The 25,029-nt window shown below is 67.0% G+C and carries 23 protein-coding genes and 1 pseudogene; 15 read left to right on the top strand and 9 right to left on the bottom strand.

The annotated features are described in order from the left end of the window. Window positions 1-936: a GlxA family transcriptional regulator gene (locus ON43_RS12265; protein ID WP_040807001.1), complete on the bottom strand. Its 936-nt coding sequence runs from the start codon at window positions 934-936 to the stop codon at window positions 1-3. Window positions 937-1,008: 72 nt separating this feature from the next. On the opposite strand from ON43_RS12265, the gene ON43_RS12260 reads away from it, so the two are divergent. Continuing rightward, on the top strand, window positions 1,009-1,344 hold the full coding sequence (locus ON43_RS12260) for a cupin domain-containing protein (protein WP_040806998.1): 336 nt from the start codon (window positions 1,009-1,011) through the stop codon (window positions 1,342-1,344). Window positions 1,345-1,405: 61 nt separating this feature from the next. Here the strand turns inward: ON43_RS12260 and ON43_RS43635 are convergent, their stop codons facing one another. Further along, a complete protein-coding gene (locus tag ON43_RS43635; protein WP_083913350.1) occupies window positions 1,406-1,585 on the bottom strand; it encodes a hypothetical protein in 180 nt (59 codons plus the stop codon). A 25-nt stretch (window positions 1,586-1,610) separates the two neighbouring features. On the opposite strand from ON43_RS43635, the gene ON43_RS12255 reads away from it, so the two are divergent. The 4 genes from ON43_RS12255 to acs all read left to right on the top strand — a co-directional run bounded on the left by ON43_RS12255 (window position 1,611) and on the right by acs (window position 6,188). Continuing rightward, window positions 1,611-2,111 carry a CGNR zinc finger domain-containing protein gene (locus ON43_RS12255; RefSeq protein ID WP_040806995.1) on the top strand — a complete coding sequence of 167 codons (501 nt, stop codon included), beginning with the start codon at window positions 1,611-1,613 and terminating at the stop codon, window positions 2,109-2,111. A gap of 140 nt (window positions 2,112-2,251) precedes the next feature. Further along, window positions 2,252-2,608, top strand: coding sequence for a DUF485 domain-containing protein (locus ON43_RS12250; protein WP_040806993.1), 357 nt, complete (start codon window positions 2,252-2,254; stop codon window positions 2,606-2,608). Beyond that, window positions 2,605-4,239: a monocarboxylic acid transporter gene (locus ON43_RS12245; protein ID WP_040806991.1), complete on the top strand. Its 1,635-nt coding sequence runs from the start codon at window positions 2,605-2,607 to the stop codon at window positions 4,237-4,239. The genes ON43_RS12250 and ON43_RS12245 overlap by 4 nt, the downstream gene beginning before the upstream one ends. Window positions 4,240-4,319: 80 nt before the next feature. Next, complete coding sequence (gene acs / locus ON43_RS12240) at window positions 4,320-6,188, top strand: acetate--CoA ligase (protein WP_245568554.1); 1,869 nt, start codon at window positions 4,320-4,322, stop codon at window positions 6,186-6,188. A 29-nt stretch (window positions 6,189-6,217) separates the two neighbouring features. On the opposite strand, the gene ON43_RS12235 is transcribed toward acs, so the two are convergent. Further along, window positions 6,218-7,477, bottom strand: a complete 1,260-nt coding sequence (locus tag ON43_RS12235) for a serine hydrolase domain-containing protein (protein ID WP_051178313.1) — start codon at window positions 7,475-7,477, stop codon at window positions 6,218-6,220. Between the two features lie 138 nt (window positions 7,478-7,615). Here ON43_RS12235 and ON43_RS12230 point away from each other — a divergent pair, with 138 nt between their 5' ends. Further along, the gene (locus ON43_RS12230; RefSeq protein WP_040806988.1) at window positions 7,616-9,019 is read left to right on the top strand and encodes an alpha/beta hydrolase family protein; all 1,404 of its coding nucleotides are present in this window, start codon (window positions 7,616-7,618) and stop codon (window positions 9,017-9,019) included. Window positions 9,020-9,073: 54 nt separating this feature from the next. Next, window positions 9,074-9,691, top strand: coding sequence for a class I SAM-dependent methyltransferase (locus tag ON43_RS12225; protein ID WP_040806986.1), 618 nt, complete (start codon window positions 9,074-9,076; stop codon window positions 9,689-9,691). 11 nt (window positions 9,692-9,702) lie between these two features. Here ON43_RS12225 and ON43_RS12220 read toward each other — a convergent pair whose 3' ends face one another. The 3 genes from ON43_RS12220 to ON43_RS12210 form a co-directional block, all read right to left on the bottom strand. Then, window positions 9,703-10,110, bottom strand: coding sequence for a VOC family protein (locus ON43_RS12220; RefSeq protein ID WP_040806985.1), 408 nt, complete (start codon window positions 10,108-10,110; stop codon window positions 9,703-9,705). 125 nt (window positions 10,111-10,235) lie between these two features. After that, on the bottom strand, window positions 10,236-10,907 hold the full coding sequence (locus ON43_RS12215; RefSeq protein ID WP_083913359.1) for a response regulator transcription factor: 672 nt from the start codon (window positions 10,905-10,907) through the stop codon (window positions 10,236-10,238). Further along, window positions 10,904-12,745, bottom strand: coding sequence for an ATP-binding protein (locus tag ON43_RS12210; protein ID WP_040806981.1), 1,842 nt, complete (start codon window positions 12,743-12,745; stop codon window positions 10,904-10,906). The genes ON43_RS12215 and ON43_RS12210 overlap by 4 nt, the downstream gene beginning before the upstream one ends. Window positions 12,746-12,904: 159 nt before the next feature. Here ON43_RS12210 and ON43_RS12205 point away from each other — a divergent pair, with 159 nt between their 5' ends. The 3 genes from ON43_RS12205 to ON43_RS12195 are packed head-to-tail and all read left to right on the top strand — an operon-like array spanning window position 12,905 to window position 15,683. Continuing rightward, window positions 12,905-13,750, top strand: coding sequence for an ABC transporter ATP-binding protein (locus ON43_RS12205; RefSeq protein ID WP_040806979.1), 846 nt, complete (start codon window positions 12,905-12,907; stop codon window positions 13,748-13,750). Next, window positions 13,740-14,627 (top strand): ABC transporter permease, encoded by an 888-nt coding sequence (locus tag ON43_RS12200; protein WP_040806977.1) that lies wholly within the window; start codon window positions 13,740-13,742, stop codon window positions 14,625-14,627. Before ON43_RS12205 ends, ON43_RS12200 begins: the two co-directional genes overlap by 11 nt. Window positions 14,628-14,630: 3 nt before the next feature. Then, window positions 14,631-15,683: an ABC transporter substrate-binding protein gene (locus ON43_RS12195; protein ID WP_040806974.1), complete on the top strand. Its 1,053-nt coding sequence runs from the start codon at window positions 14,631-14,633 to the stop codon at window positions 15,681-15,683. Between the two features lie 48 nt (window positions 15,684-15,731). On the opposite strand, the gene rarD is transcribed toward ON43_RS12195, so the two are convergent. Beyond that, window positions 15,732-16,598, bottom strand: coding sequence for an EamA family transporter RarD (rarD, locus tag ON43_RS12190; RefSeq protein WP_040807084.1), 867 nt, complete (start codon window positions 16,596-16,598; stop codon window positions 15,732-15,734). A gap of 206 nt (window positions 16,599-16,804) precedes the next feature. Between rarD and ON43_RS12185 the strand changes: the two genes are divergently transcribed. Further along, window positions 16,805-19,243 carry a cation-translocating P-type ATPase gene (locus tag ON43_RS12185; RefSeq protein ID WP_051178312.1) on the top strand — a complete coding sequence of 813 codons (2,439 nt, stop codon included), beginning with the start codon at window positions 16,805-16,807 and terminating at the stop codon, window positions 19,241-19,243. A gap of 137 nt (window positions 19,244-19,380) precedes the next feature. Next, the gene (locus ON43_RS12180; RefSeq protein ID WP_040806972.1) at window positions 19,381-20,208 is read left to right on the top strand and encodes a PhzF family phenazine biosynthesis protein; all 828 of its coding nucleotides are present in this window, start codon (window positions 19,381-19,383) and stop codon (window positions 20,206-20,208) included. Here the strand turns inward: ON43_RS12180 and ON43_RS12175 are convergent. Then, a complete protein-coding gene (locus ON43_RS12175; protein WP_040806969.1) occupies window positions 20,205-21,125 on the bottom strand; it encodes an ADP-ribosylglycohydrolase family protein in 921 nt (306 codons plus the stop codon). The genes ON43_RS12180 and ON43_RS12175 overlap by 4 nt on opposite strands. Window positions 21,126-21,282: 157 nt before the next feature. Here ON43_RS12175 and ON43_RS12170 point away from each other — a divergent pair, with 157 nt between their 5' ends. Beyond that, entirely contained in the window at window positions 21,283-22,068 is a 786-nt protein-coding gene (locus tag ON43_RS12170) for an acyl-ACP thioesterase domain-containing protein (protein ID WP_051178335.1), read from the top strand. Between the two features lie 9 nt (window positions 22,069-22,077). After that, window positions 22,078-22,599, top strand: a complete 522-nt coding sequence (locus ON43_RS12165) for a pyridoxamine 5'-phosphate oxidase family protein (protein ID WP_040806967.1) — start codon at window positions 22,078-22,080, stop codon at window positions 22,597-22,599. A 490-nt stretch (window positions 22,600-23,089) separates the two neighbouring features. Here the strand turns inward: ON43_RS12165 and ON43_RS12160 are convergent, their stop codons facing one another. Further along, window positions 23,090-24,541 carry an HNH endonuclease signature motif containing protein gene (locus tag ON43_RS12160; RefSeq protein WP_083913349.1) on the bottom strand — a complete coding sequence of 484 codons (1,452 nt, stop codon included), beginning with the start codon at window positions 24,539-24,541 and terminating at the stop codon, window positions 23,090-23,092. On the opposite strand from ON43_RS12160, the pseudogene ON43_RS47150 reads away from it, so the two are divergent. Next, window positions 24,542-24,964 (top strand): annotated as a pseudogene (locus ON43_RS47150) (inositol monophosphatase family protein); the annotation flags it as partial. Window positions 24,965-25,029 lie beyond the last annotated feature (65 nt).

The raw sequence follows: 25,029 nt of genomic DNA, 5'->3' as shown, positions 1-25,029 counted from the left end.
TCACGATGTGCGGAATGCGCGGCGGTAGGCGGCCGGGGTGGTGCCCACCTGAGCGCGGAAGCGGCGGCGGAGGTTGACCGGCGAGGCGAGGCCGACTCGGGCGGCAATGGCCTCGACCGGGAGGTCGGTCTCCTCGAGGAGGGTGCGGGCCTGGGACACACGGCGACTCAGCAGCCATGCACCGGGGCTGGTGCCGAGTTGGTCGGTGAAGCGGCGGGCCAGGGTGCGCGGGGAGATGTTGAGGTGGGCGGCCATGTCGGCTACCGAGAGTGGCGTTGCGAGCCGGGTTTCCGCCCAGTCGAGCAGGCCGTCGAGGGACTCGCCCGGTGGTGGCGTCGGGGCGTATTGGAGTTGGCCGCCCTCGCGGTGCGGGGGCATCACCATGTGGCGGGCGAGCAGGGCGGCATGGGCGGGGCCATGGTCTTGCCGGACCAGATGCAGGCACAGGTCGATGCCCGCGCCGGCTCCGGCGCTGGTGGCGACGTCGCCGTGGTCGATATACAGACGGTCCGGCTCCACCCGTACGGCAGGGAATTCGCGCTGTAGGTTCGCGGCCGCCGCCCAATGGGTGGTGGCCGAACGACCGTCGAGTAATCCGGTGCGGGCCAGCGCGAACACTCCGGAGCAAATGGTGGCGAGTCGCGCCCCGCGGGCGTGGGCGCGCAGCAGCGCTGCACGCACTCGGTCGGACAACGGTTCCTCGGGCGGATGCCAGCCCGGGATGAGGACGGTATCCGCGGTCTCCAGCGCCGACAGGTCACGTTCAACGAACATCGCGTACCCGGCCGAACTCGGTACCGGGCCGGGTTTCTCGGTGCAGACCTCGAACTCGTAGTGCTGCGCCACCCCGCCCCGCCGCGTACCGAATACCTCGACGGCACACCCGAGTTCGAAGACCGGCTGCACCGGCCGCACCAGAGCCACCACACGATGCATGGCAAGAAAGTACCCCATGGTGTCTTCCCCGACACTGGCCCGGTACGCCTCGCGCCCGGCAGGGTGGCAGACATGCACTCCGAGATCCTCGACCAGATCGGCTACATCGCCGTCCCCGCCGCCGAATCCCCTGTCCGCGAACTCTTCCCGGGAATCAGAGTCCGCCACCTATGGACCGGAGAATCAGGCGCACACGCGAATATCTTGGAAATGGACCCGGGCACCTCTTGGCCCCACCGCGACATCCACGAGCCCGGCCCGGAAGAGGTCTACGTACTCTCCGGCGTCTTCAACGACGGCGCCCGCGACTACCCCGCCGGAACCTTCCTCCACGCCCCGGCCGGATCCTGGCACATCCCCGCAACCGCAACCGGCTGCACCCTTTTCCTCTTCTACCCCGAGGGCTGATCTCGGATTTCCGTCAATTTCGGTGTCTCAGTGCAGGTCCAGGCCCGTTCGCGGTTGCTGCTTACCGGGGCGCAGGGGTTTCGTGCGGGTCGGCGAAGGTGCTGGGGCCCGCTGTCGCCAGTACTTCGTTACGGTCTTGGATCAGCCATTTGCCGCAAACGCAGCGCAGGTAGCGGATATCGCCGTGGGTGGAGACGGTGGTCGGGGTCGGCCAGGAGCAGGCGGGGCAGGTAGCGGGCATGCCTTCACAGTGATGTAATGAGTTAGTGCATTTCAACCCTTACGGCGGGGTGGCCGCCGAGATTGCGGTGCGGCTGGTGAACGCGGCACCCGGCGAGGATCTCAGCCGGCTGCTCGTGAGCAGTGGTTACCAGCCGGTCGGACCGATCGACGCACGGCAGGATGCCGAATTGCGGCGGTGGATAAGGGAACTCGATGCGGTGTTCACGAATCCGTCGGTTGAGCTGCTCAATGCGCTGCTGGCCAAGACGACCGGCCGCCCATACATTTCGGTGCACGACGGTCGGGCCCCGCACTTGCACTACGCCGAAGAAACGGCCCCGGTGGACGAGCGGGTGAAGGCGTACACCGCCTTCGGTCTCGCGGCACTGTTCTGCGAGGACCCGACCCGGATCGGCCGCTGCGCCCGGGAGGGCTGCGACGTTGTTTTCGTCGACACCTCGCGCAACGGCAGGCGTCGCTTCTGCACCACCCGCTGCTCGACTCGGGTGCACGTGGCCGAGCATCGGCGCCGCTTGGATGGCTGACCGCTCGGCGCGTGGGATCGACCGTTCGGCGCACGGAGCGGGGCCTTCGGCGAGTGACCGGGGCCACATCATGTGTTGATCATGAAGTCCTGGCTAGCGTTTCGCGGCAAGTAAGCCACGTCACACGCTAGGAACGTTCGATGAGCAGCAGTATTGAGGTTGGCGGGACTCCGCCGGCCGCGCCCACGGCGGCGGAGTTCGTCGCCGTGCAGGCCAGTCCGGAGTTTCAGGAGCTTCGGAACCGGTTGCGCCGATTCGTGTTTCCCATGACCGCCCTGTTTCTCACCTGGTATCTGACCTATGTGCTGCTGGGGGCGTATGCCCATGACTTCATGGCGCACAAGGTGTTCGGGAATGTGAATACCGGACTGCTGCTCGGGCTCGGGCAGTTCGTGTCGACCTTTGTGATAACCGGGCTGTATGTGCGGTTCGCCAATCGGGAGCTGGATCCGCGTGCGGCCGCGCTGCGCGCCGAGTTGGAGGGGGATCGGGCGTGAATACGCTGACCTATGCCGCGGCCGAGACCGTCGGCAAGCCCGCGGTCAATATCGCGATCTTCGCGCTGTTCGTGGCCGTCACCATGGTCGTGGTGGTGCGGGCCAGTCGGTCCAATGCCGGTGCGGCGGACTTCTTCACCGGTGGGCGCGGGTTCTCAGGGCCGCAGAACGGGATCGCCATCGCGGGCGATTATCTTTCGGCCGCAAGCTTTCTCGGCATTGCGGGGGCCGTCGCCGTGTACGGGTACGACGGGTTCCTGTACTCCATCGGCTTCCTGGTGGCATGGCTGGTCGCGCTGCTGCTGGTCGCCGAAATGCTCAGGAACACCGGCAAATTCACCATGGCCGATGTGCTGAGCTTCCGGCTCAAGCAGGGGCCGGTACGGACGGCCGCGGCGCTGTCGACGCTCGCGGTGTCGCTGTTCTATCTGCTGGCGCAGATGGCAGGCGCGGGCGGTCTGGTGGCGCTGCTGCTGGATATCAAGAGCCGCACCGGGCAGTCGATCGTGATCGCGGTCGCCGGCGTTCTCATGATCGTCTACGTGCTGGTCGGCGGCATGAAGGGCACCACCTGGGTGCAGATCATCAAGGCCGTGCTGCTGATCGCGGGCGCGGCGTTCATGACCGTGATGGTGCTGGGCAAGTTCGGATTCCACTTCTCCGACATCCTCGGCTCGGCGCAGCAGCACGTGTCGGAGTCGACCGCCAAGGCCGTGGCCAAGCGTGATGTGCTGGCACCGGGCGCGCAGTACGGCGCGAACGGCACCTCCAAGCTGAACTTCGTCTCCCTGGGCCTGGCCCTGGTGCTCGGCACGGCCGGTCTGCCGCACGTGCTCATGCGCTTCTACACCGTGCCGACCGCGAAAGAGGCGCGCCGCTCGGTGGTTTGGGCGATCGGCCTGATCGGCGCGTTCTATCTGTTCACGCTGGTGCTCGGCTACGGCGCGGCCGCCATCGTGGGCCCGGACAAGATCCTGGGCGCGGCCGGTGGACAGAACTCCGCCGCCCCGCTGCTGGCCTACGAGCTCGGCGGCGTGGTGCTGCTGGCGGTCATCTCCGCCGTCGCCTTCGCCACCATCCTGGCGGTGGTCGCCGGTCTGACCATCACCGCCTCGGCATCCTTCGCGCACGACATCTACGCCGGAGTCATCAAGCGCGGCAAGGTCTCCGACAGCGAGCAGGTGCGGGTCTCGCGCATCACCGCGGTCGTGGTGGGCCTGCTGGCCATCGGCCTCGGCATCCTGGCCAACGGTCAGAACGTCGCGTTCCTGGTGGCGCTCGCCTTCGCGGTGGCGGCCTCGGCGAACCTGCCGACCATCCTGTACTCGCTGTTCTGGAAGCGCTTCAACACCACCGGCGCGCTGTGGAGCATGTACGGCGGCCTGATCTCGACCATCGTGCTGATCGTCTTCTCCCCCGCCGTCTCCGGTTCCAAGACGGCGATGCTGCCCAAGCTGGACTTCGACTGGTTCCCGCTGTCCAACCCGGGCATCGTGTCCATCCCGCTGGCCTTCGTGCTCGGCATCGTGGGCACCTTCCTCGGCAAGGCCGACGAGGACCCCGCCAAGGCCGCCGAAATGGAGGTGCGCGCCCTCACCGGCGTCGGAGCCGAGAAGGCCGTCGCGCACTGACCCGCCCCGGGGCGGGCACCGCGCGGCCCGCCCCGGGGAACGGCATTGTCCCCCACCATCATTCGACAGGAGAAAGCGCAGTGACCAGCACGACCGAAACCGACCGGGCGGCATCGGACCGGGAGGGATTCTGGGCCGACCAGGCCCGCCGCCTGCATTGGCATCGACCCTTCACCCGGGTGCTGGATTGGCAGGACGCGCCGTTCGCCGAGTGGTTCGCCGACGGGCAGCTGAATGTCGCCTACAACTGCGTGGACCGCCACGTCCTCGATGGGCACGGCGACCAGGTCGCCATCCATTGGGAGGGCGAGCCCGGCGACAGCCGCGACCTCACCTACGCCGACCTGCTGGCCGAAGTGTCCAGGGCCGCCAACACTCTCACGGCGCTCGGTCTGCGATCCGGTGATCGGGTGGCCATCTACATGCCGATGATTCCCGAGGCCATCGTCTCGATGCTGGCGTGTGCCCGGCTCGGGCTGGTGCATTCGGTGGTGTTCGCCGGGTTCTCGGCGAGCGCGCTGCGACAGCGGGTCGACGATGCCGGGGCCAGAATGGTCATCACCACCGACGGGCAATGGCGGCGCGGCACTGCGGCTCCGCTCAAGGCGGCCGTGGATGAGGCGCTGGCCGAGGGTAATTCGACCGTCGAGCACGTACTCGTGGTGCAGCGCACGGGAATCGAAACTCCGATGACCACGGGCCGGGATCTGTGGTGGCACGACACGGTCGCACAGGCACCGGCCGAGCATCAGGCGCAGCCCTTCGACGCCGAGCACCCGCTGTTCATCCTCTACACCTCCGGCACCACCGGAAAACCCAAGGGAATTCTGCACACGTCGGGCGGCTACCTGACCCAGGCGTCCTACACCCACGACATCGTCTTCGACCACCAGCCCGGCCAGGATGTGCACTGGTGCACCGCCGATATCGGCTGGGTCACCGGGCACAGCTACATCGTGTACGGACCGCTGTCGAACCGCGTCACCCAGGTCGTGTACGAGGGCACCCCGAACTTCCCGGACGAGCACCGCCACTTCCAGATCATCGAAAAGTACGGCGTCACCATCTATTACACCGCTCCGACGCTGGTGCGCACCTTCATGAAGTGGGGCCGCGAGATCCCCGGCGCCCACGACTTGTCGAGCCTGCGACTGCTGGGCTCGGTCGGCGAACCGATCAACCCGGAAGCCTGGCGCTGGTACCGGGAAGTCATCGGCGGCAACCGAACCCCCATCGTGGACACTTGGTGGCAGACCGAGACCGGGGCCATCATGATCGCTCCGCTACCCGATACACCCGACGCCAAACCCGGCGCGGCCATGACCCCGATTCCGGGCATCTCCGCCAAGGTCGTGGACGAGGACGGCACCGACCTGGGCGACCGCGACGCCGACGGCCTGCTGGTGCTGACCCAGCCCTGGCCTTCCATGGCCCGCGGCATCTGGGGCGATCCGCAGCGCTTCCGCGAGACCTACTGGGATCGATTCGCTTCCACCGGTTGGTATTTCGCGGGTGACGGCGCACGCCTGGATGCCGACGGCGACCTGTGGATCATGGGCCGGGTCGACGATGTCATGAACGTGTCGGGCCACCGCATCTCCACCGCCGAGGTGGAGTCCGCGCTGGTCGGTCACTCCGGCGTGGCCGAGGCCGCGGTCGTCGGCGCCTCGGACGAGACCACCGGTCAGGGCATTGTCGCCTTCGTCATCCTGACCGCCGAAACCACCGACACCGGAACCGATCTGGTGCGCGAGCTGAAGGCCGAGGTCTCCCGCGAGATCAGCCCGATCGCCCGCCCGCGTGACATCCACGTGGTGCCGGAGCTGCCCAAGACCCGCTCCGGCAAGATCATGCGCCGCCTGCTGCGCGACGTGGCCGAGGGTCGCGAACTCGGTGACACCTCGACCCTGGTGGATCCCGGCGTGTTCGCCGCGATCGCCCGGCGCTGAACCGCCCTCGGGCGATCAGCGACTCGCGATCAGGCGACGGACGCGGCCGCCGGTTCGACATGGGTAGTGGTGCGGCGCGCCGCGTGAGCGCCCCGCACCACCAGCGGCAGCACCCATGCCGACGCGATTTGATCCAGACTCGCGGCGCCGATGCCGAGCCGGTTGTGCACGAACCCGACCGAAAGCCCCAGGCCCGGATCGGCCCAGCCGAACGAGCCGCCGAGGCCGATGTGCCCGAAGCCCGCGCGGGCGCCCGGGATCGGCAGGGAGTGATAGCCCATGTGCCACATCATCGGGATGTAGAACAAGGCGTGATCGAGCCGATAGGTCTCGACATGCCGCATCGCCTTGATGGTCTGCGGCGACAGGAACCGGCGGCCCTGATGCATGCCGTCATTAGCGAGCGCGCCGTACACGGTGGCCAGTCCGGTCGCGGTGCAGACGCCATTGCCCGCCCCGAGCTCGGTGTGCAGGATCGGCGGATCCTCGCCCTCGAGCAGCAGATCCAGGCCGGGCAGGAACAGCGCGCGAGCTGCCGCGCCGAGCGCACCGGGCAGTGAGTAGGCCCGGCCCAGCACCAGCGACACGTAATTCGTGCCGACCGCCGAGAGCTTGTTGCCCTGCAGCACGGCCGCGCTGGTCGGTGATCCGGAAGGCGGCAGGCCCAGGTGAATGCCCTCGGCCCCCAGCGGTTCGGCGACCTCGCTGCGGAACAACTCGGCCATCCCCCGCCCGGTCACCGCGCGCGCCAGACCCGCCAGCAGCCAGCCGTAGGTCAGCGCGTGATAGGTCGGAATGCCCAGCAGATGATCGGGTTTCGCCGCGGCCAGCTGCTCTTCCATCATCCGGTGATCGAGCACGTCGTCGAGCCCGCGCGCGATCGCCGGCAGCCCGTACAGCCCGGCCCGGTGGGACATGACCTCGCGCACCGTGATCCGCTGCTTGCCATTGGCCGCGAACTCGGGCCAGTAGTGCGCGACGGGAGCGTCGTAGTCGATGAGTCCCCGGTCGGCGAGCCGGTGGATGACCGTGGCCGCAATGCCTTTGGTGGCGGAGAAGACGATCGATCCGGTGTCGGCGTCCCAGCCCACCCCCGGCGCGGCCTCACCGGCCCAGATCTCGACCAGCGGCTCCCCGCGCAGATGCACCGTGAGCCCGCCGCCCGCCCCCGGGCGACCACCCACCATTCGCGCGAAAGTACGTACCAGCGGACCGAATTCGCTGGTCGCGTAGCCGCTCACCGAGGTGGGCAGGTCCACGAGACCCGTGCGGGAAGCATCATTGCTCACCTTTTACACGGTACGAGCGATGGGTCACACCGGGCAATGATCTGGACGGGAGAGTTATTCGCATTGGCCCAGTGGTTATTTGGAGTGTCCGAGTCGGGATGGGGTCGTTATCGCGAGTCGGTGCGTAGGCTGGGCATCATGCGTACGCTGCGGTCGGTACTCCTGGCTGTGCTCGCCATCGTCTCTCTGGTTGCGGGGGTCGCCCTGGTTGCCGGGTGCGCGACCAAGCAGGAGACCGCGCCGCCGCGCGTCACCGGCGACTTCCACGGGAACATCGAGATTCCCGATCATCCGCTGGCGGTGGGTGTCAGCTTCGCCGAGGATGGCAAGGCGACCATCGACATTCCGGCGCAGGGGTTGCAGGGCAAGTCGCTCAGCGCGGTGCAGGCCGATGCCGACGGCGTCTCCTGGGCCATTACCAAGATCCCCGGAGACCCCTCGTACCAGGGTAAATACGATAAGGGCTCGGACACCATCACCGGGCAGTTCACCCAAGCCGGGCAGAGCTTCCCGTTGACGCTGACGCGCGGCAAGGTCGAGGGCCCGTCGCGGCCGCAGGAGCCCAAGCCGCCGTTCCCGTACAAATCCGAGGACGTCACCTACCGCAGCGGCGACATCACCATCGCCGGGACGCTGACCGAGCCGAACAGCGGCGGCCCGTTCCCGACCGTCGTGCTGATCAACGGCAGCGGGGCCAATGACCGCAATGAGGAAATCCTCGGCCACAAGCCGTTCCTGCTGCTGGCCGACACCCTCACCCGCGCCGGATACGCGGTCCTGCGCACCGACAAGCGCGGGGTCGGCAAGACCGGCGGCAACCTCGACACCTCGGACTACAAGGATCTGGCCGACGATATCGGCGCCGGAATGACGTTCCTGCGCGGACGTTCCGAGATCGATGCCAAACGGATCGGTCTGCTCGGGCACAGCGAGGGCGGCTATGTCGGCCCGCTCTACGCCTCGCGTCCGGACAGCGGCGTCGCCTTCGTCATCATGATGGCGGGCCCGGCGGTGCCCGGCTCGGATGTCCTGGTGCTGCAGAACCGGCTCATCCTCACCGCCCAGGGCGCGACCCCCGAGGAGATCGACAAGGCGGTCGCCTTCAATTCGACCCTGTCGACCCTCATGCGCTCGGGCGATCTGGAGGCCGCCAAGACCTATGTGCGCCAGCACAATGACGAGCTGCCCGCCGAGCAGAAGCTCTCCGAGGACGATATCGCCGCACTGGTGACCCCGTATATGGCCGCGCTCATCGGCTACGACCCGGCCCCGGCACTGCAGGCGCTGCGCATGCCGGTGCTGGCCTTCTACGGCACCAAGGATCTGCAGGTGGCCGCGTCCCAGAGCGAGGGCCCCGCACGCAGCCTGCTGGCCGCCGACCCGGATGCCACCGTGCACGTCTTCGACGGACTCAATCACCTGATGCAGCCCGCCGATACCGGCAGCCCCAAGGAATACGCCGGTATCGAGACCACCATCGATCCGCAGGTGCTGACCTTCGTGACCGGCTGGCTGACCCAGCGCTTCCCGCCGACACGATGAGCGTTCGTGCACGTGCACATGGCGCGCGGGCACTTCGGCGGGAAGAGTGGTGGGGTGGGAATTTACGAAGACCGGGTGCTGCCGCGGCTCGTGGACATGTGCTGCGGGACGAAATACCTGAACCGCGAGCGTGAGCGGGTCTGCGCCGACCTGCACGGGCGCGTGGTCGAGATCGGATTCGGCTCCGGACGCAATGTGCCGTTCTATCCGGACACCGTGAAGTCGGTCAGCGCGGTCGAGCCCGCCGATCTCGGCTGGAAGATGGCGGCCGAACGGGTCGCCGCGTCGACGGTGCCGGTGGAGCGAGCCGGACTGGACGGGCAGCACCTGCCGTTCGAGGACGACAGCTTCGATTCGGCGCTGTCCACCTGGACGCTGTGCACCATTCCCGATGTCGAGACCGCGCTCGCCGAAGTGCGCCGAGTATTGGTGCCCGGCGGCACTTTTCATTTCGTCGAGCACGGTCTCGCACCGGATCCCGGCGTGGTGAAGTGGCAGAACCGGTTGAACCCGATCCAGAAGGCCGTGGCCGGTGGCTGCCACCTCAATCGCGATATTCGCGGCCTGGTCGAATCGGCGGGGTTCGAGATCCGCGAAATCGACCGCTATTACCAGAAGGACGGCCCCAAGCCTTGGGGTGCGCTCTCGCTGGGCGTCGCGGTGTCCGCCTGAGATCTACCGCGTCATGAAACCTGTTGGGGCCAGCCGCCGTACGGGACGGTGATCAGCTCCATGTAATGGCCGACGGGATCGAGGAAATAGATCCCCCGGCCGCCGTCATTGTGGTTGATCTCGTTCACGCCCTGCTGCCGCGGATCGGCCCAATAGGTCATGCCGTACCGCTTGATCTTCTCGTAGGCCGCGTCGAATTCTTCCTCCGACACCAGGAAGGCGTAGTGCTGCGGTTGCGGCTCGCCCTCGAATCCCGGTGGCATATTGGAAAAGTCGAAGGTTACGCCATTGCCGACCGTGATCGGAATGAACGGACCATACGGCTTACCCACCTCCACCCCGAGAATATCCGCCCAGAATTCGGCGGAAACCTGATTGTCGACGCACGCGACGATGGTGTGGTTGAACTGGATAGTGATAGGAATTCTCCTGTACTCGTGACGATCCCGACCCTGGACCGGTACAAGTCGGCCGACAGGAGCACCGCCACGCCTACGACGTTAACCAGAAACCGCCGAATTTGCCAAGCCCCCTGTGCGTGCCTTCACAGCGGGCGGCGGGGCGCGGAGTACTCCTGCTCCGGGCGGCCGGTGCTGCCGTAGCGCAGTTGCATGCGCAGGTCGCCCGCGCCGACCAGGGTCGCCAGATAGCGCTGGGCGGTGGCGCGGGAGATGCCGATCGCGGCCGAGACCTGCGCCGCGGACATGGGCGCGTCGGCGGCCTGAACCGCCTGCAGCACCAGGTCTTTCGTCGGCGAAGCAGCCGCCACCGCACCGGCCGCCGACGCTGCGGCCACCACCGCCGGACGCAGCGCCGCCAACGCCGCGTCCACGTCCCCCGCCGTCACCTCCGGCGCCGCGAGGATCCGCCGGTATCGCGCATACCCCGCCAGCCGCGCCGCCAGCACCGCATGATCGAACGGCTTCACCAGATACCCCAGCGCCCCCGCCGCCAGCGCCGCCCGCACCGTCTCCGATTCCGTTGCGGCAGTGAGCATCATGGCATCGAACCGAACCTCCCGGACCAACTCGATCCCCGACCCGTCCGGCAGATAGACATCCACCAACGCCAAATCCACCTGCGCCCCGGCAATAGCGGCCCGAGCCCCCGCCAAACTGTTCACCGTCGCCGCCACCGCGAACCCCGGCAATGCCGCCACGATCCCCGCATGCATATTCGCCACCCGGAAGTCATCATCGACCACCAGCACGCTCAGCTCTCCCACACCATTTCCTCTTCCGACAACACACCCGGCATCCGGGCAATGAATTCCGCTCCCCCCAAAGCCTTCTCGCCTTCGACTTCCCCACCCGCAGCCGTCTCGGCACCGCCCGGGTCCGCCAGCCACACATCCCCGCCGCGCGCCCGCGCCACCTGCCGCGACAGCGCCAACCCCAGCCCGCGCCCGCCGGGCCCACCACCCGACTTGGTCGAGACGCCCTCGGCAAAGACCGAATCCACCAGATCGGGCGCAACGCCCGCCCCGTTGTCGGCGACCGCGATATGCAGGGTGTCCCCTTCCTGCACCAACTCCACCTCGACGACCGGCCCCGATCCCCCGGCCGCGGAATGCTGCTTCGTCATCCCGGCGTTCTTTTGGCCGGGATCCACACCGGCAGGGTGGATTCCGGCCAAGAGCACGCCGGAATGACGGGTGGACGACCCGGCCGCACGCTCAGAGTCGGCGGAGCTCACGGCCGCCGCGGCGTCGATGGCGTTGTCGAGCAGGTTGCCCAGGACGGTCGTTACGTCAACGGGGGCGGCGAGATTCGCTTCGACCCAGGTGTTGGGGCCGAGGCGGAGATGGACGCCGCGTTCACGGGCGTGGGCGGACTTGGCGGCGAGGAATGCTTGCAGGTAGGGGTCGCGGATGGTTTCCAGACCCGGAAGGGTCGCGCCCAATGGGCCGGTGCCGAGAAGTTCCTCGAGGTAGCGCGCGGCCTCGTCGGGGCGGTCGGTGTGCAGTAGGCCGGAGAGCAGGTGGAGGCGATTGGCGAATTCGTGGCGCTGGGCGCGCAGGACGGTGCTCATGGTGGAGACCGCGTCGAGTTGGCGGGTCAGGGATTCGACGTCGGTGCGGTCGCGGACGGACAGGACCGCGCCGAGTGGGCGGTTGTCGCGGGCGACGGCGCGGGCGGTGACGACGACGATGCGATCGCCGACGGCGGCCTGGACGGGTTGGCCGTCCGCGGCTCGGAAGGCTTGTAGGACACGAGGAGTCAAGCCGATGGCGTCGAGGGCGCTGCCGGGTTCGGGGTCGATGGCGAGCAGGCGGCGAGCCTCGTCGTTGACGACCGTGATCCGCCATCGGGCATCCACGGCGACCACGCCTTCGCCGATGCCGTGTAGAACGGCGTCCTGTTCGCGGACCAGGTCGGCCAGATCCGATGGCTCCAGGCCGAGGGTCAGGCCGTGCCAGCGACGAGCCAGCAAAACCGATCCGGCAATGCCCGCCAGCAGTGCGCCGCCGATCAGCAGGCCCGCGCGGCGGAGGTCGCGCAGCAGTTGGTCGCGCACCGCCGCGGTCGAAATGCCCACGCTGACTTCGCCGACCACCGATTCGCCATTGGGCGCGAAGACCGGAACCTTGGCGCGCACGGACTCCCCCAGGGTGCCGTGTTCCCGGATGACGAACTCGGTGCCGCCGAGCGCCTTCGTCGGGTCGGTGCTCACCATTTCGCCGAGTCGGTCGCGGTCGGGATGGGCCAGGCGGATTCCGGCGTCATCGGTGATCACCACGAACAATGCGTCGGTGCGGAGCCTGGCGTCGTCGGCGACCCGTTCGAGGTCACCGTGCGCGAGTTCGTTCTTCAGCGCGGGCCCGGGTTGCAGAGCGATGCCCGCGTAGCGCGATACCTCCGCGCGCACCTCCGGGTCGGAGGCGACCGTGCGGGCGACGGCGAGCGCGCGCTGGCCGTATTCGTCCGACAGCCGCTGCCCACTGACGTAGGCGAAGACGCCGAAGGCGAGTCCGAGGGTCAGGCCCACCACGGCGATCTGCAGGAGCAGGATCTGGGTCCGGAGACGGACGGAGCGGGGGCCGAGCGAGAACACGGGGCACAGTGTAGACAACGGTCCGCAAACCGATGAGCAGAATGCACAAAACGGGCGGATCGTCAGTTGTGTGACTTGCGCGCACAAGCGGGCCGAGTGTGACCCGGCACACGTAGCTTCTGTCCAACGCCGCAGTTGCGGCACTGGACAGGAGCAGTAATGAGTACAACGACCACTGAGCGCAATGAGGCGCCTTTGATCGAACTGCGCGGTGCGACCAAGCGGTTCCCCGGGAACAACGGCGGGATCCACACCGCGGTCCGCGATCTGAACTTCACCGTCGCGGCGGGCGAGTTCGTCGCCGTCGTCGGGCCGACCGGCTGCGGCAAGTCGACGACGCTGTCGCTGGTCTCGGGCCTGGAGCCCGCCTCGGCCGGGCGAACCCTGGTGCGCGGCAAGGATGTTCGCGGTATCCCGGACGGTGTCGGCTACATGTTCCAGCAGGACGCCGTGCTGCCGTGGAAGTCGGTCCTCGAGAATGTGGCGCTGGGCCCGAAGTTCCGGGGCGTGTCCAAGGCCGAGGCGCGCGAGCGCGCGGGCCGCTGGGTGCGCACGGTCGGGCTGGGCGGGTTCGAGAACTACTACCCGCATCAGCTCTCGGGCGGTATGCGCAAGCGGGTGGCGCTGGCGCAGACGTTGGTGAACGATCCCGAGATAATCCTCATGGACGAGCCGTTCAGCGCGCTGGATGTGCAGACCCGCGGGCTCATGCAGGACGAGCTGCTGCGCGTGTGGTCCGGCACCGACGGGGAAAAGCCCCGCGCCGCGGTGATTTTCGTGACCCACGATCTGGAGGAGGCCATCGCGCTCGCCGACCGGGTCGTCGTCATGACCGCCAGCCCCGCGACGGTCTGCGGCGACTTCAAGGTCACCCTCGATCGTCCCCGCAATGTCGAGGAGGTGCGGCTCACCGAGGAGTTCCGCGACCTCTACAAGGAAATCTGGGAAACGCTGCGCGATCAGGTCGAGGCGGCTCGCACCAAGGGAGCGTCTCGTGTCGCTTAATACAATTCAGAAAACCGCTGCTAACTCACCGGAGTTCGAGGTCGAGACCGAGGAGCAGATCCTCGCGCGGGTCCGCTCGCAGTCCCGCCGGAACAAGATCCGCACCTGGGGCCTGCGCGCCCTGATCGTGGTCGCCTGGCTGGGCTCCTGGCAGCTGACCGCCACCTACTGGATCGACCCGTTCTTCTACTCCAAGCCCTCCCTGATCTGGGACCGCCTGGTCGAATGGTTCACCAAGGGAACGCAGTTCGGCTCCATCTGGCTGCAGCTCTACACCACCGTGCAGGAGGCCGTGCTCGGCTTCGTCATCGGCACCGTCGCCGGTGTCGTGCTGGGTGTGCTGCTGGGCCGCTCCCGCTACTGGGCCGATGTGCTGGCCCCGTTCATCAAGGCGCTCAACGCGGTTCCCCGCATCGTGCTGGCCTCGCTGTTCATCATCTGGTTCGGCCTGGGACTGCAGTCCAAGGTGGCGACCGTCGTCGTGCTGGTGTTCTTCGCGGTGTTCTTCAACGCCTTCACCGGTGCCCGCGAAGTCGACGGCAATGTCATCAACAATGCCCGCATCCTGGGTGCGAGCCGCGGCCAGGTACTGGGCTCCATCGTGCTGCCCAGCGCCACCACCTGGATTCTGTCCTCGCTGCACACCGCTTTCGGCTTCGCGCTGATCGGCGCGGTGGTCGGTGAATACGCCGGCGCCAGCAAGGGTCTGGGCCTGCTGATCAGCAATGCCCAGGGCACCTTCGACGCGGCCGGCATCTACGCGGGCATGATCATCATCACCGTGGTGGCCCTGGTCGCGGAATGGCTGATCGGCCTGGCGGAGAACCGCTTGCTGAAGTGGCGTCCGTCGCAGTCGTCTTCGGCGCACGGGATCTGAGCCATGAAGTACCGCAAGCATATTGCCGTGGTCCTGCTGGCGATCAGCTCGCTGCTGCTGGTGACCGGCTGCCGCGATTCGCGCACCATTCCCGCGAAGAACGGGCGGCCCCAGATCACCATCATGGTGGGCGGTCTGGAGAAGGTCATCTACCTGCCGGCCATGCTCACCGAGAAGCTGGGCTTCTTCAAGGACAACGATATCGACGTGCAGCTGCTGGGCGAGCAGTCCGGCGCCAACGCCGAGACCGCGCTGCTCACCGGCGATGTGCAGGGCGTGGTGGGCTTCTACGACCACACCATCGACCTGCAGGCCAAGGATCAGTGCTTGAAGACGGTCGTGCAGTTCGCCGATGTGCCCGGTGAGGTCGAGCTGGTGTCCAAGCAGGACGCCGATACCATCAAGTCTCCCAAGGACTTCCGGGGCCGCAATCTGGGTGTCACGTCGCTGGGCTCCTCCACCGACTTCCTCACCCAGGCCCTGGCCGGGCAGGCCGGTCTGCAGACTTCCGACTACACGCGCGTGAAAGTCGGTGCGGGCCAGACCTTCATCGCGGGCATGAACCACAACGGCATCGACGCGGGCATGACCACCGATCCGACCGTCGCCAAGATGACCACCTCCGGCGACGCCCAGATCCTGGTCGACATGCGCAATGAGCAGGGCACCCGCGCCGCGCTGGGCGGCCTCTACCCCGCGGCCTCGCTCTACATGCGCTGCGAGACCGTCGAGAACCATCCGGACATCGTGCAGAAGCTGGCGACCTCCTTCGTCCAGACCCTGCGCTGGATCAAGACCCACACGCCGGAGGAGATCGCCGCCAAGATGCCCAGCCAGTACGCGGGCGGCGACCCCAAGCTCTACGTCAAGTCCATCGGCGATTCGATCAGCATGTTCAACGGCGACGGCCTGATGAAACGCGAAGGCGCGCAGAACGTCCTGCGCATCCTCGGGCAGTACTCGCGCAATGTCTCCCCGGTGAAGGATCGCATCGACCTGAACGCGACCTACACCAACGAATTCGTGGAGAAGGCCCAGGGGGCGAGCAAGCCCTGACCGGCCCACGCGGAACCGCACATCACGTGAGGGGTGTGCGGTTTCGCGTTATTCGGGGACGGTTACCGGAGTGCGGCGGGCTCGGCGCAGGGCGTCGATGGTGAAGATCGCCAGGGCCAGCCAGATGAGTGCGAAACCGGCCCAGCGCGAGGCGGGCATCGCTTCGTGGCCGACCGCCACGCCCCAGGTCAGCTGTAGCGCGGGGGTCAGATACTGCAGGATTCCCATGGTGGACAACGGGACTCGCGGGGCGGCCAGCGCGAACAGGACCAGGGGTACGAGGGTGACGGGGCCGGTCAGCATGAGCAGGCCGGTATGCGGCACCGACGAACCGAAGGTCGCGTTGCCGGTCAGGGCGATGACGATCACCGCGATCAACGCGAACGGCGCGGCCGCCAGCCCCTCGGCCGCCAGACCGGGCAGCGCGTCGAGGCGGATCACCTTCTTGACCAGACCGTAGGTGGCGAACGAACAGGCCAGGATCAAGGCGATCCAGGGCGGGCGGCCGTAATCGATGGTCAGCACGATCACCGCGGTCGCGCCGAGCCCCAGCGCGACCCACTGCGCGGCCCGCAGCTTCTCGCGGAAGATGAGGACACCGAACGCGACCGTCACCAGCGGGTTGATGAAATAGCCCAGCGCGCACTCGACCACGTGATGCGAGATCACGCCGTAGACGTAGACGCCCCAGTTCAACGAGATCGCCGCCGAGGCGACCGCGGCCAGCCGCCAGGTGCGCGCATCGATCCGCCGCAGTTCGCCCAGCCGCCCGGCCAGCGCCATCACCAGCAGCGAGACGACCAGCGTCCAGAGGATCCGCTCGACCAGCACCTCCCCCGCGCTCGCGAAGGACAGCAGCCCGAAGAACGCGGGGAACAGGCCCCACATGAAATAGGCCCCGATACCGAAGGCGATACCGCTGTCCCGGGTGACGTCGTGCCCCTCGCGCTGCTTTGTCTCGAGCGCCGCGTCTGAGGTTCCATGTCCTTGGGCCACTCGACTACGTTAGCCCGCGCAACTATCGGCCCGACAGTCAATACATCGGATGATCCTCACACCTGCCCGGCGCGTGACGAACAGCTACGGGCCAGTTTCTTTGATCGCCCTTTACTGTGGAGGGCATGTCGATTACTGCGCAGGCAGCTAGTCCACCGAGCCCACCCGCCCTGGGCCTCAGCTCCGCCGAGGTGGAGCAGCGGCGGCGCGACGGGCTCACCAATGACGTGCCGGAGCGGGCCAGCCGGTCGGTCCGCGACATCGTCCGGGCAAATGTGTTCACCCGGATCAACGCCATCCTGGGTGTGCTGTTCATTCTGGTGCTGGCCACCGGATCGATCATCGACGGCATGTTCGGCCTGCTGATCGTCGCCAACAGCGCGGTCGGCATCATCCAGGAGGTCCGCGCCAAGCAGACCCTGGACCGGCTGGCCATTGTCGGCCAGGCCAAACCGATGGTGCGCCGCGAGGGCAAGGCCGTGGCGGTGGCGCCGCAGGAGATCGTGCTCGACGACATCATCGAGCTCGGACCCGGCGATCAGGTCGTCGTCGACGGCGAGGCAGTCGAATGCGAACTGCTCGAGGTCGACGAGTCGCTGCTCACCGGTGAGGCCGATCCGATCGACAAAACCGTTGGCGCGCAGATCATGTCGGGTAGTTTCGTGGTGTCCGGCAGCGGCGCGTACCGGGCCACCAAGGTCGGCAAGGACGCCTACGCGGCCAAGCTCGCCGAGGAGGCCAGCAAGTTCACGCTGGTGAAGTCGGAACTGCGCAGCGGTATCGACACCATTCTGAAAGTCATTACCTACCTGCTGATTCCGGCGGGGCTGTTATCCATTTACAACCAGCTGGTGTCGTCCAAGGAATCCTGGCGGCCCGCCGTCAACGGCATGGTGGCCGCGCTGGTGCCGATGGTGCCCGAGGGCCTGGTGCTGATGACCTCGATCGCCTTCGCGGTCGGCGTGGTGCGGCTGGGCGCGCGCAAGTGCCTGGTGCAGGAGCTGCCCGCCATCGAGGGGCTGGCCCGGGTGGATGTGGTGTGCGCGGACAAGACCGGCACGCTGACCGAGAACGGCATGCGGCTCTCCGAGATTCGACCGGTCGGCGACACGGACGGTGAGGACCTGAAGCCGGTTCTCGCCGCGCTGGCCGGCGATGATCCGCGGCCGAACGCGAGCATGCTCGCCATCAAGGAGGCCCTGCCCGACGCGCCCGGCTGGCAGTCCACCGGCGTCGCGCCGTTCTCTTCCGCCAAGAAGTGGTCGGGCATGTCCTATGGCGAGCACGGCAACTGGCTCATCGGCGCGCCCGACGTCCTTCTGGATCCCGCCTCCGAAATAGCCGACACCGCACAAGAAATCGGAGCCAAGGGTCTGCGCGTGCTGCTGCTGGCGCGGAGCGACCGGTCGGTCGACGCCCCCGACGCACCCGGCACCGTGACGCCTGCCGCGCTGGTGGTGCTCGAGCAGAAGGTGCGGCCCGACGCCAAGGGCACGCTCGAATACTTCGCGTCCCAGCATGTTTCGACGAAGGTCATCTCCGGCGACAATGCGGTGTCGGTCGGGGCCGTGGCTTCCTCGCTGGGGCTGGCCGGCGGTCATGACGCGGTCGACGCCCGCACCTTGCCGACCGACCAGAACGAACTCGCGGATGTGCTGGAGCACAAGACCGTCTTCGGACGGGTCCGCCCGGATCAGAAGCGCGCCATGGTCGGAGCGTTGCAGTCGCGCGGGCACACGGTCGCCATGACCGGCGACGGCGTCAACGACGTGCTCGCGCTGAAGGATGCCGATATCGGCGTCGCCATGGGCTCGGGTAGCCCGGCCACCCGCTCGGTGGCGCAGATCGTGCTGCTGGACAACAAGTTCGCGACCCTGCCCTACGTCGTCGGCGAGGGCCGCCGGGTGATCGGCAATATCGAGCGGGTCTCCAACCTGTTCCTGACCAAGACCGTGTACTCGGTGGTGCTGGCGTTCCTGGTCGGCATCGCGGGCATCGGTTCACAGATCTTCCACTACAAGGCGATCGGCTATCCGTTCCTGCCACGTCATGTGACGATCGCGGCCTGGTTCACCATCGGCATCCCGGCCTTCATCCTCTCGCTGGCGCCCAACAATGAGCGTGCCCGCAGCGGATTCGTCGGGCGCGTCATGCGTTTGGCGGTGCCGTCGGGACTGGTGATCGGCGTGATGACCTTCATCTCGTACATGATCGCCTACAAGGGGCCCAACCCCGGGGAGACCGAGAAGGTGCAGGTGAGCACCAGTGCGCTCATCACACTGCTCATCATCGCTGTGTGGGTGCTGGCGATCGTGGCGCGGCCGTGGAACTGGTGGAAGATCCTGCTCGTCGCGGGTTCCGTTGCGGGGTACCTGATCCTGTTCTCGGTGCCGTTCACGCGCCACTTCTTCAAACTGGATCCGTCCAACGTGGCGCTGACGACCTCGGCGGTCATCTGCGGCGGCATCGGCATCGTGCTCGTCGAGGTGGCTTGGTGGCTGAGCGCCAAGTACCTGGGCGAGTCGCCGCACACGCAAACCGCTGAGCCGGTCGAAACCGACTGACCCTCAGCACCTTCCACGACGGCGGTACACCATCCGGTGTGCCGCCGTCTTTTACATCCAAACTGGTCGCATGGTTTGGCTCGCCGGGGGCTTTACCGTGCTGGGCAGGTACCGAATTCGCAGGTACCTTGTGGCTCATGGAGGTCTTGCTGCATCAGCTCGACGCATTCGCCGACGCACCCTTCTCAGGCAATCCCGCGGCGGTCATGCCGCTGTTGTCCTGGCTGCCGGACGAACTGCTGCAGCGGCTAGCGGAGGAGAACAATCTCGCGGAGACCGCCTTCTACACGTCCGCGCTGCCGCCGGAAGCGGGTGCGCCGCCGGACAACTCGCCCGCGTTCCACCTGCGCTGGTTCACCCCGACCGTGGAGGTCGACCTGTGCGGGCACGCCACCATGGCCGCGGCGGCCCAGATTCTCGACGATATGCATCCCGGTGCGGATCGCGTCCACTTCTACACGCGCAGCGGATGGTTGCGCGTGGATCGCGACCGCGATGATCTGGTGCTGGATCTGCCGTCGGTGTCATCGGTGGAAATCGATGTTCACGAAGACATTCCGCACATGTTGGCCAAGGCGCTCGGTGTGCGCCCGCTGCGCGCCTTCGAGGGCACCGATGTCGTTTTGTTCGTGACCGCCGAACACGAAGTGCGCGAATCACGCCCGAACTTCTCGGCGTTCCCGGCAATGAAGCGTGCCGCCATCCTCACCGCCGAAGGCGATGAGGTCGACTTCGTGTCCCGGGTCTTCGCACCCGGCCAGGGGATCCCGGAGGATCCCGTCACCGGTTCCGCGCATGCCCAGCTCGCGCCGTTATGGAGCAAGGAGCTCGGCCGCACCGCACTCACCGCCCGGCAGCTCTCCCGCCGCGGCGGTTCGCTCCGCTGCACCCTCAGCGACGACCGCGTCCGGCTGACCGGGCGCTGCCGCCGCTATCTCGACGGGGTAGTTCGCCTGCCGGACTAGGGAACTCGGCGATCTGTGATCTGGCGGGTCAACGTCAGCAGGTCCTCGGTGCGGTAGCCCGGGTAGCCGTGCAGCACCGACAGCCATTCGGCCGGGATGGCCGACGCGCCCCAGCGTGCGCCCAGCAGACCGCCCGCGATGGCGGCGGTCGTATCGGTGTCGCCGCCCGCCCGAACCGCGAGTTCCAGTGCCGCGGGCAGGGTTTCGGCGTGGGTGATAGCCCACCAGGCCGTCTGCAGGGCGTGGACCACCCAGCCGTTCTTGGGGAAGTCGGCCGGGCTGCCGGTTTCGGCCTTGTCCAGCAAGGGTTCCCAGAATCCAGTGTCGACCTGGGACAGCGCCTCGCGGAGGCCGTCGTAGGTGCCGTGGATGACGGCGTGGCGAATGGCGAGGGTCCACACCTTGCACGCCTGCATGGCTTGCATGTCGTAGTGAGTGAGGGAGCTGACGAGTTTGGCTGCCTTGCCGCACTTCTCGGCATCGTCGAGGTAGGCCAGTGCCACCGGGGCGGTGCGCATGAGCGAGCCGTTGCCCGCCTTCAGGCCGGTGAGGTCGTGAGCTCGCATCTGCATGGCGCGGCCGGTCTGGTCACGCCACTCCAGGACCTGCCGGGTCTGGTTGCCGATGTCCTTGGGCTGGGAATCCCACCAGGCGACGAACTCGGCGGCCACCGCATCCAGGCCCTCCGGATTACAGATGTCGCCCTGCTTCGCGGCCGCCCGCGCCACCGCGACCGCCATGGCGGTGTCATCGGTCCACTCGCCCGGGGCCCACATGAACGAGCCGCCGCCCTTCATGTGGATCTCCGCGTCCGGGCCTGGATAGGTGAACTCGTAGCCCGCCCCCAGCGCGTCACCGGCCGCTGTGCCCAGCAGTACCCCCGCGGCCCGGTCGGCCTGCTCCGGCGTCAATTCCATCTGTGCTCGCCTCTTCCGCTCCGATGCGTCCACATCGATCTATCACGACGTTACTCACTTCGCGGGCACGCCGACCCGGCCAGCCGTGGTCTTTACGGGTTCCGCACTACGCTCGGGGGCACTTACTCGGATGGATGATCCGGAGGTTCTGCCGATGATGAACCAGCTCGTAGACCGTCCCACCCCGATCGAACCCCACCCGCTCACCCGGCCCCTGGCGCCGGTGCCCGGTTCGGGCCATATCTTCGACGTCACCCGCCGCCTCGGCACCGTCGATATGGACGAGAACCAGTACCTGCGCATCGACGGCATCGCGCGGCACCTACAGGACGCGGGCGTCGACCACCTCGTCCACATGGACGCCCTCGAATCCCACCCGCACTGGATCTGCCGCCGCACCGTCATCGACGTGCTCAGCCCCATCACCTGGCCCGCCCAACTCCGCATCCGCCGCTGGTGCTCCGGCATCTCCCCGCGCTGGTGCACCATGCGGGCCCGCATCGACTCCGACAACGGCGGGTTGATCGAGACCGAGGGTTTCTGGATCCACATGAACAAGGACACGATGAGCCCGTCCCGCGTCCACGACGAGTTCTTCGACCTCATGTGCACCACCACCGACGAACACCGCCTGCGCTGGAAGCAATGGCTCGACGCACCCCTCCCCGACGGCCCCGGCACCCGATTCCCCCTGCGCCGCACCGACACCGACCATTTCCAGCACATCACCAACACCGCCTACTGGCACGCCGTCCACGAATTCACCGCCGACGACGCCGAACTCACCCAATCCCCCCACCGCTTCGTGCTGGAATACAACAAGCCCATCCGCTACGGCGAACCCCTCGACATCCACACCACCCGGACGTCAGACGCACTGACCCTCTGGTTCTCCGTAGACCACGATCCGCGAGCCATAGCCCAGCTCCGGCCCGCGGGCTGAGGAGACACCATGCTCAATGATCCGATATCAGCGCAGGACCTCAATATCTACGGCACCGGCCAACTACCTTGGGACCTCGTCCGCAAAGCCGCCGAAGCCGGCATCGGGTTGGCCGAAACGGCCGCGTTCCTCGGAACCGTCAGCCCCAGCGGCAAACCCAGTTCCGCCGGTATCGGCTGCATCGAAACCGGCGGCACCCTGTACTTCACCAGCGGACCGGGTACCAAGAAGTCCCGGAACCTGGCCGGAAACCCGTACTGCACGCTGTCGTTCCGCTTCCCCGAAGTGGACCTCGTCCTCTCCGGTGTCGCGCAACGCGTTGTCGACCCCGGAGAGATCGACCGGGTCGCCGCCGTCTTCCGCGAGTCCGGCTGGCCCGCAGAACGATCCGGCAATGCGATAACCGCGCCTTACAGCGCGCAGAGCGCCGGGCCGGGACCGTGGGACCTGTACCGCTTCACCATTCACACAGCGGTCGGGCTTGCCCTGACAGACCCCCACGGCGCCACCCGCTGGCAGTTCGATCACTGAAAAGACCAAGAGACAAAAGAAGAAAAGATAAAGAGAGAAAAGAAACAAAGACAAAAGACGCCAGGAGGAGGGGTGGGGAGGGGGCTGGGTTGGGCACCTCGGTGGCGGGACCAGCCTCCTCGAGGCTCGGGCGCGCAGCGGCCCGGGGAAGAACACTCAAAGACGCCCGGCGCGTGTCCGATTCGCCCGGTTGCTGTCATCGAGAGGAACATCCTGGAGGCGGGATTAGGGAGGAGCCGGACAAAGGCCCTCCAGGATGTGCCGCTCGACGAACAGACGGGGTGAGAAACCCTGTGGAGTTGTCAATGATCACTGGTGCTTGGGGGTTTGGTTCTTGTTCTGTTGTCTGTGAAGGTGATGCGTGCAGTCCGTGGGCCGGGATCGGCGGGGGCGGCTCCCAACTTGGCGTCAGCCCCAGTCCGGTAGGGCAGGCGAAGCAACCACACTTCCCCGTCCCTGCGCACACCAGACGTAGACGAGCAGCCGGGCCTCACGCAGCCGTTGAACCCCACTCCCGGCAACTGGCTTCCACCGCAGCGGCGACCCGCTGCCCGACGTGATGCTTCTCGTTGACTCGCGGTGTGGCCGTGGGGTCGAGGGCCTTCGGCGCGATCCACCCGATCCGACCGCTATGCCGGGATTCCTTACCCAACATCACCGTCTTCCACCCGTTCACGCTGTCGTTCACCAACGCGTGGTGGTGATCACAGACCAGCGCCAGGTTGTCCAAGTCGGTCGGGCCACCCTTGACCCAGTCGGTGACATGGTGCGCCGCGCACATATCCGCCGGGGCATCGCAACCCGGGAAGGTGCAGCCCCGATCGCGCGCCAGCAATCCCCACCGCTGCCCGCAGGACGCGATGCGCTGCCCGTACCCGAGGTAGAGCGGAATCCCCTTGTCATCGTTCACGATCAACACCGGGCGAGTACCGCCCGCCATCTTCAACGCTTCGTTGATCGACATCTGGACACCGGAGGCGGTGGTCGCAAGACCCGAACCCCGCTCCAAATCCGCCAGATTCATCTGCAAGGTGACCTGCACCGGCATGCCGCGATGGGAGCCGAGCTTGCGCAGATCCAAGTCGGGCTGCAACAGGGCGATGAACGCATCATGCACCCGCTGCCCCGCATCACGGCGATCCCGGCGCGCGGCCGCGTCCAGCACCTTCGAGTCGATCAAAGCATCCGACACGTGCGGGCTGTCGGCGTCGTCGCTGTTGCACATGCCCGGGCGGGCGTACTTGGCGAAGAACGCATCCAACAACGCCCGCAACTGCGGGGTGATCCAGCCCTCGATCCACGACATCCCGTCAATACCCGGGCGGCCCACCTTGATCCCGCGACGGCGGTGACGATCCGCGTCACTGACCACCGTGCCTTCGGGATCCAGGCGGGCCAGGATTTCGCGGCCCATGCGGGGCAGGTCGTCGGGCCAGCCCTCGCAGCAGTAGTTGACCAGGATCTGCTCGGTCTCGGCACGGGTTTCGACCGGCACATCAGCGGGCAGGTGGTTCATGACGTCGACGATGTTGCGGACATGATCGCGTGAGATGTCGCCTGCCTCATAGGCTTCGGCGGTCACCTCCAGCACCGGCGGGGCGAGCTGTCCGTTCGCCTGGTGGAATTCCCCGACCTGCGCAGCGATCTTGATGCGGGTCGAGGCGTCGTGACGGGTCAAATGCAGGGTATGACGCAGGAACGCCACCGGCGAACCCGCACCGCTGGATTCGGGCAGACCACGGTCGCTGGCCTCGATGATCAGCTTGGACCCCAACGCCGAAAGCTGACGCTGGCAGGTCTCCACGCGCTGCATCACCGCCACCACATCCTCACCGGACAGCGAGGACAGGTCGCCGTACTGCACCCGGTCGGCGCAGTTGCGGACTGCGGCTTCCAATTCGGTAAGCCCGCAGCTGTCGAGTGTCTCCCCTTTCGAACCCATGTGCTAATTCTACGCCCCCAAAGATCGCCACGGAAGCCGAATTCCATTGTGATACAACACATTTCAGAACTTCGCGCATTTCAGAGCCGAGGTAATGTTCGTTCCGTGAACGAACCCGATGTCGCACTTGCCATCCGAGCAGCCGAAGCCGCCGCCGGCGTGATCCGCAGCCAATTCCACGCCCCGATCACCCGCCATGACAAGGGCTCCGACGACTTCGCGACCCAAGCCGATCTCGAGGCCGAACGAACGATCCTCGATATCCTGCGGGCAGCACGCCCCACCGACCACTTCCTGGCCGAGGAGTCCGGCAACACCGGTGAGATCTCGGACCGAACCTGGCTGATCGACCCTCTGTGCGGCACACGTAATTTCGCCGCCGCCACCCCACTCGTGGCCGTGAATATCGCACTGAAGGTGGGAGACACGATCACCGCCGCTGCCGTAGCGGACCCCTTTGCCGCCGAGGTCTTCTTGGACCGACGGCG

This window comes from Nocardia concava NBRC 100430 (assembly GCF_000308815.1).
GTDB classification, from domain to species: domain Bacteria; phylum Actinomycetota; class Actinomycetes; order Mycobacteriales; family Mycobacteriaceae; genus Nocardia; species Nocardia concava.
This window is presented reverse-complemented; position numbering and strand designations above follow the sequence as displayed.

What these genes read in the sequence shown, in the direction of transcription:
- ON43_RS12265 (WP_040807001.1), bottom strand. Translation starts at nt 936, where the DNA reads ATGCATCGTGTGGTGGCTCTGGTGCGGCCGGTGCAGCCGGTCTTCGAA.
- ON43_RS12260 (WP_040806998.1), top strand. Translation starts at nt 1,009, where the DNA reads ATGCACTCCGAGATCCTCGACCAGATCGGCTACATCGCCGTCCCCGCC.
- ON43_RS43635 (WP_083913350.1), bottom strand. Translation starts at nt 1,585, where the DNA reads ATGCCCGCTACCTGCCCCGCCTGCTCCTGGCCGACCCCGACCACCGTC.
- ON43_RS12250 (WP_040806993.1), top strand. Translation starts at nt 2,252, where the DNA reads ATGAGCAGCAGTATTGAGGTTGGCGGGACTCCGCCGGCCGCGCCCACG.
- ON43_RS12230 (WP_040806988.1), top strand. Translation starts at nt 7,616, where the DNA reads ATGCGTACGCTGCGGTCGGTACTCCTGGCTGTGCTCGCCATCGTCTCT.
- ON43_RS12205 (WP_040806979.1), top strand. Translation starts at nt 12,905, where the DNA reads ATGAGTACAACGACCACTGAGCGCAATGAGGCGCCTTTGATCGAACTG.
- ON43_RS12195 (WP_040806974.1), top strand. Translation starts at nt 14,631, where the DNA reads ATGAAGTACCGCAAGCATATTGCCGTGGTCCTGCTGGCGATCAGCTCG.
- ON43_RS12185 (WP_051178312.1), top strand. Translation starts at nt 16,805, where the DNA reads ATGTCGATTACTGCGCAGGCAGCTAGTCCACCGAGCCCACCCGCCCTG.
- ON43_RS12180 (WP_040806972.1), top strand. Translation starts at nt 19,381, where the DNA reads ATGGAGGTCTTGCTGCATCAGCTCGACGCATTCGCCGACGCACCCTTC.
- ON43_RS12175 (WP_040806969.1), bottom strand. Translation starts at nt 21,125, where the DNA reads ATGGAATTGACGCCGGAGCAGGCCGACCGGGCCGCGGGGGTACTGCTG.
- ON43_RS12170 (WP_051178335.1), top strand. Translation starts at nt 21,283, where the DNA reads ATGAACCAGCTCGTAGACCGTCCCACCCCGATCGAACCCCACCCGCTC.
- ON43_RS12165 (WP_040806967.1), top strand. Translation starts at nt 22,078, where the DNA reads ATGCTCAATGATCCGATATCAGCGCAGGACCTCAATATCTACGGCACC.
- ON43_RS12160 (WP_083913349.1), bottom strand. Translation starts at nt 24,541, where the DNA reads ATGGGTTCGAAAGGGGAGACACTCGACAGCTGCGGGCTTACCGAATTG.